Source organism: Streptomyces sp. NPDC058758, assembly GCF_042746075.1.
Taxonomy (GTDB): Bacteria; Actinomycetota; Actinomycetes; order Streptomycetales; family Streptomycetaceae; genus Streptomyces.
Genome location: NZ_JBHYPS010000028.1, coordinates 82,142 through 94,042, shown reverse-complemented (window position 1 = coordinate 94,042; position 11,901 = coordinate 82,142). Strand labels below are relative to the sequence as shown.

12 protein-coding genes are annotated in these 11,901 nt (G+C 74.0%); 7 read left to right on the top strand and 5 right to left on the bottom strand.

Features of this window, described 5'->3' with window-relative positions; translation table 11 throughout:
* Nucleotides 1-2 precede the first annotated feature (2 nt).
* On the bottom strand, nt 3-1,040 hold the full coding sequence (locus ACFW6A_RS27660; RefSeq protein WP_351841919.1) for a DUF3533 domain-containing protein: 1,038 nt from the start codon (nt 1,038-1,040) through the stop codon (nt 3-5).
* 351 nt (nt 1,041-1,391) lie between these two features.
* On the opposite strand from ACFW6A_RS27660, the gene ACFW6A_RS27655 reads away from it, so the two are divergent.
* Nucleotides 1,392-2,285 carry an alpha/beta fold hydrolase gene (locus ACFW6A_RS27655; protein WP_351841918.1) on the top strand — a complete coding sequence of 298 codons (894 nt, stop codon included), beginning with the start codon at nt 1,392-1,394 and terminating at the stop codon, nt 2,283-2,285.
* On the opposite strand, the gene ACFW6A_RS27650 is transcribed toward ACFW6A_RS27655, so the two are convergent.
* The gene (locus tag ACFW6A_RS27650; protein WP_351841917.1) at nt 2,282-3,301 is read right to left on the bottom strand and encodes a lytic polysaccharide monooxygenase; all 1,020 of its coding nucleotides are present in this window, start codon (nt 3,299-3,301) and stop codon (nt 2,282-2,284) included. The genes ACFW6A_RS27655 and ACFW6A_RS27650 overlap by 4 nt on opposite strands.
* Before the next feature lie 241 nt (nt 3,302-3,542).
* On the opposite strand from ACFW6A_RS27650, the gene ACFW6A_RS27645 reads away from it, so the two are divergent.
* A complete protein-coding gene (locus tag ACFW6A_RS27645; RefSeq protein ID WP_351841915.1) occupies nt 3,543-3,953 on the top strand; it encodes a hypothetical protein in 411 nt (136 codons plus the stop codon).
* Complete coding sequence (locus tag ACFW6A_RS27640) at nt 3,950-6,115, top strand: tetratricopeptide repeat protein (protein WP_386643636.1); 2,166 nt, start codon at nt 3,950-3,952, stop codon at nt 6,113-6,115. The genes ACFW6A_RS27645 and ACFW6A_RS27640 overlap by 4 nt, the downstream gene beginning before the upstream one ends.
* Before the next feature lie 6 nt (nt 6,116-6,121).
* On the opposite strand, the gene ACFW6A_RS27635 is transcribed toward ACFW6A_RS27640, so the two are convergent.
* A complete protein-coding gene (locus ACFW6A_RS27635) occupies nt 6,122-6,790 on the bottom strand; it encodes a response regulator (protein WP_351841911.1) in 669 nt (222 codons plus the stop codon).
* 129 nt (nt 6,791-6,919) lie between these two features.
* Here ACFW6A_RS27635 and ACFW6A_RS27630 point away from each other — a divergent pair, with 129 nt between their 5' ends.
* From ACFW6A_RS27630 to ACFW6A_RS27615, 4 genes are all read left to right on the top strand, one after another.
* Entirely contained in the window at nt 6,920-7,903 is a 984-nt protein-coding gene (locus ACFW6A_RS27630) for a tripartite tricarboxylate transporter substrate binding protein (RefSeq protein ID WP_351841909.1), read from the top strand.
* Nucleotides 7,900-8,406, top strand: a complete 507-nt coding sequence (locus ACFW6A_RS27625) for a tripartite tricarboxylate transporter TctB family protein (RefSeq protein ID WP_386643633.1) — start codon at nt 7,900-7,902, stop codon at nt 8,404-8,406. Before ACFW6A_RS27630 ends, ACFW6A_RS27625 begins: the two co-directional genes overlap by 4 nt.
* A gap of 3 nt (nt 8,407-8,409) precedes the next feature.
* The gene (locus ACFW6A_RS27620; RefSeq protein ID WP_351841905.1) at nt 8,410-9,918 is read left to right on the top strand and encodes a tripartite tricarboxylate transporter permease; all 1,509 of its coding nucleotides are present in this window, start codon (nt 8,410-8,412) and stop codon (nt 9,916-9,918) included.
* Nucleotides 9,919-10,069: 151 nt separating this feature from the next.
* Nucleotides 10,070-10,519 carry a DUF6299 family protein gene (locus ACFW6A_RS27615; protein ID WP_386643629.1) on the top strand — a complete coding sequence of 150 codons (450 nt, stop codon included), beginning with the start codon at nt 10,070-10,072 and terminating at the stop codon, nt 10,517-10,519.
* Here the strand turns inward: ACFW6A_RS27615 and ACFW6A_RS27610 are convergent.
* The gene (locus ACFW6A_RS27610; protein WP_351841901.1) at nt 10,516-10,998 is read right to left on the bottom strand and encodes a DUF402 domain-containing protein; all 483 of its coding nucleotides are present in this window, start codon (nt 10,996-10,998) and stop codon (nt 10,516-10,518) included. The genes ACFW6A_RS27615 and ACFW6A_RS27610 overlap by 4 nt on opposite strands.
* Nucleotides 10,979-11,899: a GNAT family N-acetyltransferase gene (locus tag ACFW6A_RS27605; RefSeq protein ID WP_351841899.1), complete on the bottom strand. Its 921-nt coding sequence runs from the start codon at nt 11,897-11,899 to the stop codon at nt 10,979-10,981. The genes ACFW6A_RS27610 and ACFW6A_RS27605 overlap by 20 nt, the downstream gene beginning before the upstream one ends.
* Nucleotides 11,900-11,901 lie beyond the last annotated feature (2 nt).

Genomic DNA, 11,901 nt, shown 5'->3' with positions numbered 1-11,901 from the left:
GGTCAGCCCTTGACCTCGTCCAGCTCCGCGGCGATCGGCTCGCCCTCCGGCTTGCGCCTCATCGAGGACAGCACCAGCGTCACCGCGCTGCCGACCACCGCCCAGGCGGAGAGCACCAGCATCGACGCGGTCATGTCGTTGCCCTTGAAGTACGCGATCGAGCGCGCCGCCCAGGTGCCGGCGCCCGGCGGCAGGGCCGGGCCGATCGCCTTCCAGAACGGCGGCAGCATCGGCGCGGGGAAGGCGCCGCCCGCGCTGGGGTTGCCCAGCACCACGACGAGCAGGATCGCCAGGCCGATGCCGACGATCCCGAAGACCGACTGGAGCGCGAGGGTCGCCGCGCCGACCGCGAAGACGACCAGGGTGCCCAGCCCCCACAGGGCGGCGACCGAGCCGGGCAGGGCGTTCAGGATCGGGCCGACGATCACCGCGCCGCCGAGACCGCCGAGGACGGAGTAGAGCGCGAGGACACCGAGCCGGATGATCGCCCGCTCCCGGTTGGCCGGCCGCGAGCCGGCGCTGATGGCGAGGATCGCGGCGCAGATGTAGCCGCCGACGCACCAGCCGACCACCAGGTAGAAGGCCGACAGCCCGTCGAAGTCCTGCGGCGAGGCGGGGGCCACGTCGACCGTCCGCAGCTCCCGCCGCTGGGCCTCCTCCACCTGTGTGAAGATCTTCTCCAGGGCGGAGGAGAGCACGGTGCCGCCGCCGGAGGCGACGAGCAGGGTGTCGGTGCGGCTCGCCGGGTTCACGATCAGGGCCCCGTCGATCTCCCGGTTCATGATCTTGTCCCGGGCCTCGTCCGCGCCGGCGACCGTCCGCGGGTCGAGCGGATCGCCGGGCAGCGCCTCCAGCTGCTTCAGCAGACCGGCGGAGACCTGCTGGGGCGCGACCACGCCGAAGGGCACGTCCGTCGGCTTCGGGTTGTGCAGGGCCCCGACGTACGAGGTGATGAAGAGGAGCTGGAGGGCGAAGACCCCGACGACGAGCAGGGCGGCTCGGGGGGTGACGGCGCTTTTCAGTTCGTCGACGAGACTCATGTCCCCCAGGTTCCGGCGGAGACGGCGTTCCCGCAGGTGGGGAGGGGCCGAACGGCTGACGGGGAGGCCCGCCGGGCGAGTCCGGCGCGTCCGGCGCACCCGGCGCACCGGACCGCCGAAGCCCGGGCTCTCGCCGTCCGGCCCGTCGACCAGTCCGTCGGCCGGGCCGTGGGGCGGGGCCGAACGCCCTGCGTACGGCGGGGTGCTGACGACACACCAGTTTTTACCGACGCGTAACTTCCCAGTCGGTAACACCCGTGCGTAACTTGGCCGGAGAGCATCCCCACTTGTGGTCCGGACCGCAGGGCACAGCACCCCCACCATCCCCTTGAGCCGCAAGGAGATCGCCCGATGCTGCCCCGGAACCCCCAGAGCCCCCAGGGTCCCCGGACCCTCGGCAAGCGCCTCGCCAGAGCGCTGACCGTCCTGCTCCTGGCCGTCGCCGCCGTCCTCGCCCCCACCGCCACCGCCCAGGCCGCCGCCCCGAGCCGGGGCTGGAACGACTGGACCTGCAAGCCCTCCGCCGCCCACCCGCGCCCGGTCGTCCTCGTCCACGGAACCTTCGGGAACTCCGTCGACAACTGGCTTGCCCTCGCCCCCTACCTGGTGAACCGCGGCTACTGCGTCTACTCGCTCGACTACGGCCGGCTGCCGAACGTGCCCTTCTTCCACGGCCTCGGCCCCATCGAGCAGTCCGCCGGGCAGCTCGACGCCTTCGTCGACCGGGTCCTCGCCGCCACCGGCGCCCCCGAGGCCGACCTCGTCGGACACTCCCAGGGCGGCATGATGCCCCGCTGGTACCTCAAGTTCCTCGGCGGGGCCGAGAAGGTGAACGCGCTCGTCGGCATCGCCCCCGACAACCACGGCACCACCCTGCTCGGCCTCACCAAGCTGCTGCCGCACTTCCCCGGCGCCGAGGACCTGCTCAAGGAGTCCACCCCGGGCCTCGCCGACCAGATCGCCGGCTCGGCCTTCCTCACGAAGCTCAACGAGGGCGGCGACACCGTGCCCGGCGTCCGCTACCACGTCATCGCCACCCGGTACGACGAGGTGGTCACCCCGTACCGCACGCAGTTCCTCTCGGGACCGGACGTCACCAACGTCCTCATCCAGGACAAGTGCGCCCTCGACCTCTCCGAGCACGTGGCCATCGGCACGGTGGACCGGGTCGCCTTCCACGAGGTCGCCAACGCCCTCGACCCGGCCCACGCCACCCCGACCACCTGCCTGTCCGCGGTCGGCTAGCCGCGCCGGGTCCGCCGGCCGGCCGCGAACAGCACGGCCGCGCCGGCCGCCAGCACCCCGGCACCTCCCAGCGCGAGGTACGGCGTGACGGCGTCGCCGCCGGTCTCGGCCAGCTCCACCGCCTCCCCGGCGGCCGCCGGGGCGTGGGACGCGGCCACCGACGGCGACGCCCCCGCGTCCGGACCCGTCGACGCGTCGGCGTCCCCGTGACCGCCGTGCTCGACCGTGGACCGCTCCCGGCCCGCCTCGATCTGCTCCTCGGAGGGCGCGGAGGCGGCCGGCGCGGGAGCGGACGGCGCCCCGGTGGCGGAGGGGGCCTCCGACGGAGCGCCCGAGGGGGCGCCCGACGCGGTGGCCGGCGCCGTCGGAGCCGTACCGCCGCCACCCTGCTGCTCCGCCCCGAACACCACGTCGGAGCAGGTGTAGAACGCCTCGGGGGAGTCGGACCGCTGCCAGATCGAGTAGATCAGGTGACGGCCCGACTTCTCCGGCACCGTCCCCTCGAAGACGTAGTCGCCGCCCTGCATCCCCGGGTCGGTCACCGTCACGAACGGCTCCGCCTCCAGGTCCGACCACGTCAGCGGCCGGGTCGGGTCGTACCCGTCCTTCGTCACGTACAGCGCGAACGACCCCTTGTGCGGCGCCGTCCCCTTGTACCGGAAGGTGTGCTTCCCGGCCGTCAGCTTCGACGCCGGCCAGTCCGCCCGCGCGAGGTCGAGCCCCCGGTACTTCTCGTTCCCCGCGCTGCACAGCTTCCCGTCCGGGATCAGCCGCCGGTGCTGCCCCGCCGCGTTCGCGATGTTCACCGCGTTCCAGTCGTAGAACGCCTGCGCCCCGCTCGCCGCCACCGCCGCCCTGCACGCCTCCGACGACGGCGACTCGGGCCCCTCCGCGTAACAGGCCGCGACCCGGCTCACCGGATCGGTCATCGACCCGTGCGCGAAGGCGGGCCCGGCCGAGAGACCGGACAGGACCAGAACGGCGGCGGAGGCCGTGAGCATACGGCGTGAGGTCATGGGGGAACGACTCCTTCACGAGGGCGAGCGGGGGGTTGACCAGCAAGCTAGCCCTCCGGAACCGCGAAAAGGCCCGCACGGACCGGCGGACCACGATCCTTAGGACCGCTTTAAGGCACCGCTAAGAACCGGCTCAGACAGCCCCGGCGCCGCCGGCCGCGAGGGGCGTGAATCCGCTGTGGAGTCCGGGGCCGCCCGGATAGCCTGGCCGGCGAGCGGAATCGACGGGGAGGAACGCTTCATGGACGCGGAGTTGGCGGTGCTCGCGGGCACGGCGGGGACGACCTTGGTCACGTTGCTGACGACCGAGGCCTGGCAGCGCGTCAGCGACGGCATCACCTCGCTGTGGCGCCGGGCCGAGCCGCAGCGGGCCGAGGCGATCTCCGCCGAACTGGAGGCCACCCGCACGGACCTGCTGGCCGCACGGGCCGCCGGGGACCCGGACACCGACGGCGAACTGGGCGCGGAATGGCAGGGCCGCATCCGCCGGCTCCTCGTCGCCCACCCCGAGGAGGCCGCGGTGCTCCGCGCACTCCTCGACGACCTCCGCCCCGTCACCCCCGACGCCCCCGCGGTGACCCAGCACGCCACCGCCTCCGGACACGCCCGGGTCTACCAGGCGGGCCGCGACCAGCACATCGGCCGCTCATGACCGGCGCCAACGAGGGCCGGGCCGACGGATACGGGCGGGTGTACCAGGCCACGGGCGACCAGCACATCGTCGAGCACCACCACCACGCCCCCGCATGGGCGGAAGGCCCCGACTCGGTCCGCCACCCGGCCGTCGGGCGTCCCCCCGTCGTGCTCCGCGACCGCGTCGGCGAGATGGACCGCCTGCGGGCCGCCGTCGAGCCCGGCGCCGGCAACAGCGTCCACGTCCTCCACGGCATGGGCGGCTGCGGCAAGACCGCCGTCGCCCACACCCTCTTCCGCCACGCCGTCGACCGCGCGGGCCGGATCGGCTTCTGGGTCAACGCCTCCGATCCGGCCTCCCTGCGGGCCGGCATGCTCGCCGTCGCCGCCGACCGGGGCGCCACCGACGCCGAACTCACCGGCGCGCGCAGCGGGCTGCGCCCCGCCGCCGACCTCGTCTGGCACCACCTCGACGCCTCCGACCAGCCCTGGCTGCTCGTCCTGGACAACGCCGACACCCCCGCCGTCCTCCGCGACGGGGGATGGCTGCGCACCAGCCCCGCCGGCACCGTCGTCGTCACCACCCGCCAGGCGGCGGCCCACTGGTGGCCGGGGGCCGAACTCCTCCAGTTCGGCGTCCTCCCGCGCCAGGACGCCGCGCTCGTCCTCCAGGACCTCGCTCCCCACGCGGGAAGCGCGGAGGAGGCGGCGGAGGTCGCCGACCGCCTCGGGCGGCTCCCCCTGGCGCTCACCCTCGCCGGCGGGTTCCTCGCCCACCAGATCCTCGACCCGTGGGACCTCGCCGCCTACCGGCGCGGACTCGACGGCGCGGCCGGCCACCACCCCATCGAACTCCTCGACCAGGGTGCCGAAACCGGTGCGGAATCACGCCAGTTGCTCAGCCGCACCTGGCAACTGTCCCTGGACGCCCTCGCCGCCCAGGGCCTCCCCGAGGCCACCGCCCTGCTGCGCCTGCTGGCCTGCTGGGCCGGCGACCCCCTCCCGCTCGCGCTCCTCGCCGGCGCCGGCCTCGGCGCGGAACTGCACCCGACCCGCGTCGAATCCGCCCTCCGGGGCCTCCTCGACCACTCGCTGGCCGAACTCGTCCCGGGCCGGGTGCGCTGCCTGCGGGTCCACGGCATCGTCCTCGACAGCGTGGCCCGGGCGACCCCCGAGGACCAGCGCGAGCGGCTCGCCGCCACCGCCGTCCGCCTCCTCAAGGCCGTTCTGCCGGAGGTGCCGGAGCGGGGGGAGCAGGATCCCGCGGTGATCCTGCTCGCTCCGCACGTCATCGCGTTCCTGCGGCGACTGGTCGGCTGGGAGGTCGGCGCGGCCGCCGTCGAGGATGCCGCCGACTGCGCCCTCCGGCTCGTCATCGCCACGCACCGGTCGGGGGACTACGGCTCCGCGCTCACCCTGGCACGGGAAGCCCTCGACGTCCTCACCTCCGCCCTGTCGGCCGACAACGTGTCCGTTCTCAGGATGCGCATGCGAGTGGGGCGAGCCCTTCTCCGGCTCGGGCGGTTCGAGGAGTCCGAAAGCGTGTACCGGGAGGTGCTCGACGCGTGTGAGCGCACCCTCGGACCCGACGCTCTCGACACCCTGAACGCAGGCCTGCACCTCTCGTTCTCGCTCAGCAACCTCGGCCGGTTCGAGGAGTCGTGGAGCTTGAAGGTGCGAGGGGCTCAAGGCCGGGAGACCATCCTCGGACGAACCCACCCGCTCACGCTCCTCGCTCGCACGTACCTCCTGGGAGCGGTCGGCCACCCCGGCAACCCCTACGTGGCCGCCCTGCCCGAGAGGGACGAGATCATTGCGACAGGTCCCACCGTCATCGAGGACTGGCGCAGAATCATGGGGGACGACCACCTCATGAGATTCGGGACCGAGCAGAACTACGCGCTCGCGCTCTCCACCGCGGGCAGGTGGACGGAGGCGCTGCCTCACGCCCGTGAGGCCGTGGCCGGGCACGAGCGCGTCGTTCCGGGCCATCCCGCGGTACTCAGCGCGCGCGAGCTGCTCGGCACCGTGCTCGCCGCTCTGGAGCGATACGAGGAAGCGGTCGAGCAGCTGGAGACGGTGGTGGAGGGTCGGATCCGCCTACTGGGTCCTGCCCACCCCTGGACGGTGAGCGCCGAGGCACTCCTCCAGCAGTACCGGAACGCCGCGCGCACCCCCTAACCCCCTTCACCCCGCCGGCCGGTACCGCCGCTCCGGCCGTCCCGTCCCCCCGTACCGCAGCGTCACCTCGGCGCGGCCCGTCGCCGCGAAGTGTTCGAGGTAGCGGCGGGCGCTGACGCGGGAGAGGGCTCCGGCTTCGGCGCACTCCGTGGCCGAGAGGCCCTCGGGGTGGGCGCGGAGGATGCCCTCGACGAGGTCGGCGGTGTGGGGGGCCAGGCCCTTGGGGAGTTCGCGGGAGCCTGGCGGGCGGGCGCCGAAGATCTGGTCCACGTCCTCCTGGCGCGCCTCGTCCAGGCCGTCGAGGCGGCTGCGCAGGGACGCGGCGTGGCGCAGCTGCTCGTGCAGGGCCGCCTGGTGGAAGGGCTTGATCAGGTAGTGCAGGGCACCGGCCCGCAGCGCCGCCCGGACCACACCCGCGTCCCGCGCCGCCGTGATGAAGAGCGCGTCCACCGCGAGGCCCGCCCCGCGCAGCTCGCGCAGCACCCCGATGCCGTCCATGTCCGGCAGGAAGACGTCCAGGAGGACCAGGTCGGGGCGGAGCCGGTGCGCGGCGCGCAGCGCCTCCGCGCCGGTGTGCGCGACACCGACGACGGAGAAGCCCGGCACGGCCGACACGTAGCGGCTGTGCAGCTTGGCCACCATGAAGTCGTCGTCGACCACCAGCACCTTCGTCACGCCGGACACGGTAGGTCGCGACCGCAAGGACCACAACGTCCGTTGGTTGCGGAAGGGCGACAGCTTCCTCACGCGCGGGCAACATGTGGGCACCCCCCACCACCGCTCATCCACCGAGAGGCTGCCCCGTTGCGTCTTCGCACCCCCTTCGCCCTGCTCGGGGCGGCGCTGCTGGTGCTCGTGGGACCGCCGCTGCTCACCCCCGGCAGCGGGCCCGACACCGGCACCGACATCCCCGGCCTGCGCATCATGGTCCCCAACACTCCCGGCGGCGGCTACGACATCACCGCCCGCACCGCGGCGAAGAACGCCGAGGAGGCCGGTCTCACCGGCGACATCGAGGTCTTCAACCTGCCCGGCGCGGGCGGCACCGTCGGCCTCACCCGGCTCGTCGGCGAGCGCGGCGACGGCCGCGTCGCCATGTCGATGGGGCTCGGCGTCGTCGGAGCCGTCCACACCAACAAGACCCCCAGGACCCTCGCCGACACCACCCCGATCGCCCGGCTCACCGAGGAGCAGGACATCGTCGTCGTCTCCAAGGACTCCCCGTACCGGACGATCCAGGAGCTGCTCGCGGCCTGGAAGGAGGACCCCGGGAAGCTGCCCGTCGGCGGCGGCTCCTCGCCCGGCGGCCCCGACCACCTCGCGCCGATGCTGATGGCCCGGGCCGCCGGCATCCCGCCGAAGGACGTCAACTACGTCCCCTTCGACGGGGGCGGCGAACTCCTCGCCTCCATCCTCGGCTCCAAGGTCGCCTTCGGCGTCTCCGGCGTCGGCGAGTACCTCGACCAGATCGAGGCCGGCGAGCTGCGCCTCCTCGCCGTCACCGGCGCCGAGCGCGTCCCCGGCCTCGACGCCCCCACCCTCCGCGAGGCCGGGCTCGACACCGAGTTCACCAACTGGCGCGGCATCGTGGCCCCGCCCGGCCTCACCGACGCCGAGCGGGACCGGCTCGTCACCCTCGTCACCGAGCTGCACGGCTCGCCGCAGTGGCGCGAGTCCCTGAAGACCCACGGCTGGACCGACGCCTTCCTGCCCGGCGAGGAGTTCGGCGCCTTCCTCACCGAACAGAACGCCCGCGTCGACACGGTGCTGAAGGAGCTGGGACTGTGACCACGAACCCCGGAGAGCGGCCCGGCTCCCGTTCCGAACTGGGCGTCTGCGCCCTGCTGTTCCTGCTCGGCGTCCTCGTCCTCACCGACGCCCTCACCCTCGACGTCGACGTCTCCGCGCGCGGCCCCGTCGGCCCCGCCACCGTCCCCCTCCTCGTCGGCTGCGGCCTCCTGGTCGTCGCCGTCCTCCTCGCCCTCGACGTGCTCCACGGCGGCCGGGGCGAGGCCGAGGGCGGCGAGGACATCGACCTCGCGGCCCCCGCCGACTGGCGCACCGTCCTCCTCCTCGTCGGCGTCTTCCTCGGCTTCGCCGTCCTCATCGGCCCGCTGGGCTTCCCGGTCGCCGGCGCCCTGCTCTTCTGGGGCGCGGCCTACGCCCTCGGCAGCCGCCACCCCGCCCGCGACCCGCTGATCGCGGCCGTCCTCTCCCTCCTCACCTACGGCGTCTTCGACCGCCTGCTGGGCGTTCCGCTGCCCGGCGGCCCGCTGATGGGAGTGCTCTGACCCATGGAATCCCTGAACTCCCTGATGGAGGGCTTCGGGACCGCCCTCACCCCGGTCAACCTGCTGTGGGCCGCCGTCGGCGTGCTCCTCGGCACCGCGATCGGCGTGCTGCCCGGCATCGGCCCCGCGATGGCCGTCGCCCTGCTGCTCCCGGTGACGTACGGCCTCGAACCGACCGGCGCGTTCATCATGTTCGCGGGCATCTACTACGGCGCCATGTTCGGCGGCTCCACCACCTCGATCCTGCTCAACACCCCCGGCGAGAGCGCGGCCGTGGTCGCCGCCATGGAGGGCCATCCGATGGCCAGGGCCGGGCGGGGCGCGCAGGCGCTCGCCGCCGCCGCCATCGGCCACTTCGCCGGCGGCATGATCGGCACGATGCTGCTGGTCGTCCTCGCCCCCACCGTCGCGGCCCTCGCGGTGGACATCGGCGCCCCCGACTACTTCGCGCTGATGGTCCTCGCCTTCATCGCGGTGACCTCGGTCCTCGGTTCCTCCCGGATCCGCGGCGTCGCCTCGCTGCTCATCGGCCTCACCCTCGGCCTGGTCGGCCTCGACCAGCTCACCGGCCAGCAGCGGCTCACCTTCGGTTCGCTCCAGCTCGCCGACGGCATCGACGTCGTCATCGTCGCGGTCGGCCTCTTCGCCATCGGCGAGGCCCTGTGGGTCGCCGCCCACCTGCGCCGCACCGCCGGCCGGCCGGTGCCCGTCGGGCGTCCGTGGCTGGGCCGCGAGGACCTGCGGCGCACCTGGAAGCCGTGGCTGCGCGGCCCGTTCCTGGGCTTCCCGTTCGGCGCGATCCCGGCCGGCGGCGCCGAGATCCCGACCTTCCTGTCGTACGTGACGGAGAAGCGGCTCTCCAAGCACCGGGACCAGTTCGGCAAGGGCGCCATCGAGGGCGTGGCCGGACCCGAGTCGGCCGCCTCGGCCTCGGCCGCCGGCACCCTCGTCTCCATGCTGACGCTCGGCCTGCCGACGACCGCCGTCGCCGCGGTGATGCTCGCCGCCTTCCAGCAGTACGGCATCCAGCCCGGCCCGCTGCTGTTCGAGCGGGAGCCGGAGCTGGTGTGGGGCCTGATCGCCTCGCTCTTCGTCGGCATGGTCCTGCTGCTCGCGCTCAACCTGCCGCTCGCGCCCGTCTGGGCGAAGCTGCTGCGGATCCCGCGCCCGTACCTCTACGCCGGCATCCTGTTCTTCGCCGCCGTCGGCGCGTACGCGGTCGGCGGCGAGGCCCTGGACCTGGTGGTCCTCCTGGTGGTCGGCCTGCTCGGCCTCGGCATGCGCCGGTACGGCCTGCCGGTGCTGCCCGCGGTCATCGGCGTGATCCTCGGCCCGGCCGCCGAGCAGCAGCTCCGCCGCGCCCTCCAGCTCAGTGACGGCTCCGTCACCGGCCTGGTGAACACCCCGTTCTCGGTGACCGTGTACGCGGTCGTGCTGCTGCTCCTGCTGTGGCCGCTGCTGCGGAAGGCGGTGGGACGGAAGACGGCGGAGCGGAGCCGTACCGGGGCCTGAGCGAGGGCCGGGCGGAGCGTACGACGGTACGACGATCGGGCCGCCGCCCGGCCAACGCGCCGATGAAGGAGTGAGTTTCGGACAACGGGCGGCCGGATCCGGTATCCCTGGCGGGCGACAACTCCCCCCACCCCCTGAAGGGACCCCTGCCATGCGCGTCCGACTCGCCCTCGCCGCCACCGCGCTCCTCGCCGCGACCACCGCCCCTCTCGCCCACGCGGGAGGGGCCGACGGCCCCACGGCCGACCCGGCCGGACGGCTCGCGGACTTCCTCACGGTCGACCCGGCCGGTCTCCTCGGCGCCGACGCCACCGTCACCCTCTCCGGCACCTACCGCTGCCTCGACGACAGCGCGGGCCCGGTCTTCGTCAGCTCCACTCTCCGTCAGCAGGACCGTTCCGCCGGCATCGGCGGCACCCGGGCCGTCTGCGACGGCCTCGTCCGCACCTGGACCAACACCGCCGTGGTGAAGGACCCCGCCTACCAGCCCGGCGAGGCCCGCGTCGAGGCCACCCTGATGCAGCTCGTCCCCGAGGGCGACCTCGGCCTCCCCGCCCCCGGCTTCCGCGCCACCGAAACCGCCCCCGTGACCCTGAACTAGCCGTCGAGCAACGCCACGAGGCCCCGGCGGCCCAGTCGTTCCAGCTCGTCGAGGGCGGCCACGGCCCGCTCGGCGGCCTCCGGGTCGGAGAGGCCCAGGCCGCTCGCCGCGAACTCGTCCTCGTCGAGCCGGAGCACCTCGCTGCCGTCCGCCGACACCCACAGGTCCAGGTCCAGGTCCTCGACCGTCACCCCGGCCGCCCCGAACTCGGCCGGCCGGGTGATGTCGCAGTACCAGCCCTTGAGCCCGCCGTCCGCCGACCACACCTCCTTGACGGTGTACCAGCGGTCGTTCCAGTAGTGCTCCACGAAGACGTCACCCGGCTCGAAGCGGACGAAACCGAAGTCCCGCACCCCCGGCGCCGCCCACGGCGCCCGCACCGACAGCCGGGTCGCCGACTCCGCCACCACCTCGGCGGGGTAGCGGATCTTCAGCCGCCCCGCCTTCCACAGCGCCACCTCAACCGAGCGCCCTGACATACCGCACCTCCGTCGCGCCGATCGCGTACCCGAACCACTCGTTGATCGCCAGCATCGGCCCGTTCCCCGCGTCGTTCCCGGTGAAAGCCTCCGTGCAGCCCGCCGCCCGCGCCCGGTGCAGCGACGCGTTCTTCGCGAGCTTGGCCAGGCCGCGCCCGCGGAAGGCCGGGGCCGTCCCCGTCATTCCCGACGAGTACCGCCCGAGCCCGTCGGTCTGCGCGGCGCTGAACGCGGCCGGCACCCCGTCCACCACGGCCACCGTCGTCAGCGCCCGGTCGTGCAGCGGGTGGTTCCAGGTGGTCTCCAGCCAGTGCGGATAGTCGTCCAACTCGGCCGCCACGTCACCCGGTTCGTCGGCGGTGGTCGCCGCGTCCAGCTCGAAGACCGGCCGCGGGTCCGCGGCGAACTCCTCGGCCGGCACCAGCTCGACCCCGGCGGGCGGTGCCTGGAGCGGCGGCAGCCCCGCCGTCAGGTCCAGCCGCAGGAAGTGCGCCGAACGGCTCGGCGCGTAGCCCCGCCGCTCCGCGTAGACCCGGTTCGCCGGCTCGTCCAGGACCCAGCTGTAGAGGGTCGTCGCCCCCCGCTCGGACAGGTGCTCCTCGGCCGTGCGCACCAGCAGCGTGCCCGCGCCGAGCCCCTGACGGGCCGGGTCCACGTACACGTTGAGGCGACCGACACCGGGCTCCGGGGAGTCGTGGGCGACCGAGACCTGCGCGGTCCCGATGACCTCGCCGTCCTCGGTCACCGCCACCAGCGGCCGGGCGTGGGAGTCGGGATGGGCGTGCGCCCAGTCGAAGGCCAGCTGCTCCGCGGTGGCCAGCATGTAGGGGAGGGCGGCCCGCCGGACGCGGGCGAAACCCTCGGCGTCCTCGGGCCGTACGTCACGGACGATGACAGTCATGG

Bases quoted from the DNA above. Each gene is read 5' to 3' on its own strand.
- ACFW6A_RS27615 (WP_386643629.1), top strand. From the start codon at position 10,070: ATGCGCGTCCGACTCGCCCTCGCCGCCACCGCGCTCCTCGCCGCGACC.
- ACFW6A_RS27650 (WP_351841917.1), bottom strand. From the start codon at position 3,301: ATGACCTCACGCCGTATGCTCACGGCCTCCGCCGCCGTTCTGGTCCTG.
- ACFW6A_RS27660 (WP_351841919.1), bottom strand. From the start codon at position 1,040: ATGAGTCTCGTCGACGAACTGAAAAGCGCCGTCACCCCCCGAGCCGCC.
- ACFW6A_RS27655 (WP_351841918.1), top strand. From the start codon at position 1,392: ATGCTGCCCCGGAACCCCCAGAGCCCCCAGGGTCCCCGGACCCTCGGC.
- ACFW6A_RS27610 (WP_351841901.1), bottom strand. From the start codon at position 10,998: ATGTCAGGGCGCTCGGTTGAGGTGGCGCTGTGGAAGGCGGGGCGGCTG.
- ACFW6A_RS27645 (WP_351841915.1), top strand. From the start codon at position 3,543: ATGGACGCGGAGTTGGCGGTGCTCGCGGGCACGGCGGGGACGACCTTG.
- ACFW6A_RS27620 (WP_351841905.1), top strand. From the start codon at position 8,410: ATGGAATCCCTGAACTCCCTGATGGAGGGCTTCGGGACCGCCCTCACC.
- ACFW6A_RS27640 (WP_386643636.1), top strand. From the start codon at position 3,950: ATGACCGGCGCCAACGAGGGCCGGGCCGACGGATACGGGCGGGTGTAC.
- ACFW6A_RS27605 (WP_351841899.1), bottom strand. From the start codon at position 11,899: ATGACTGTCATCGTCCGTGACGTACGGCCCGAGGACGCCGAGGGTTTC.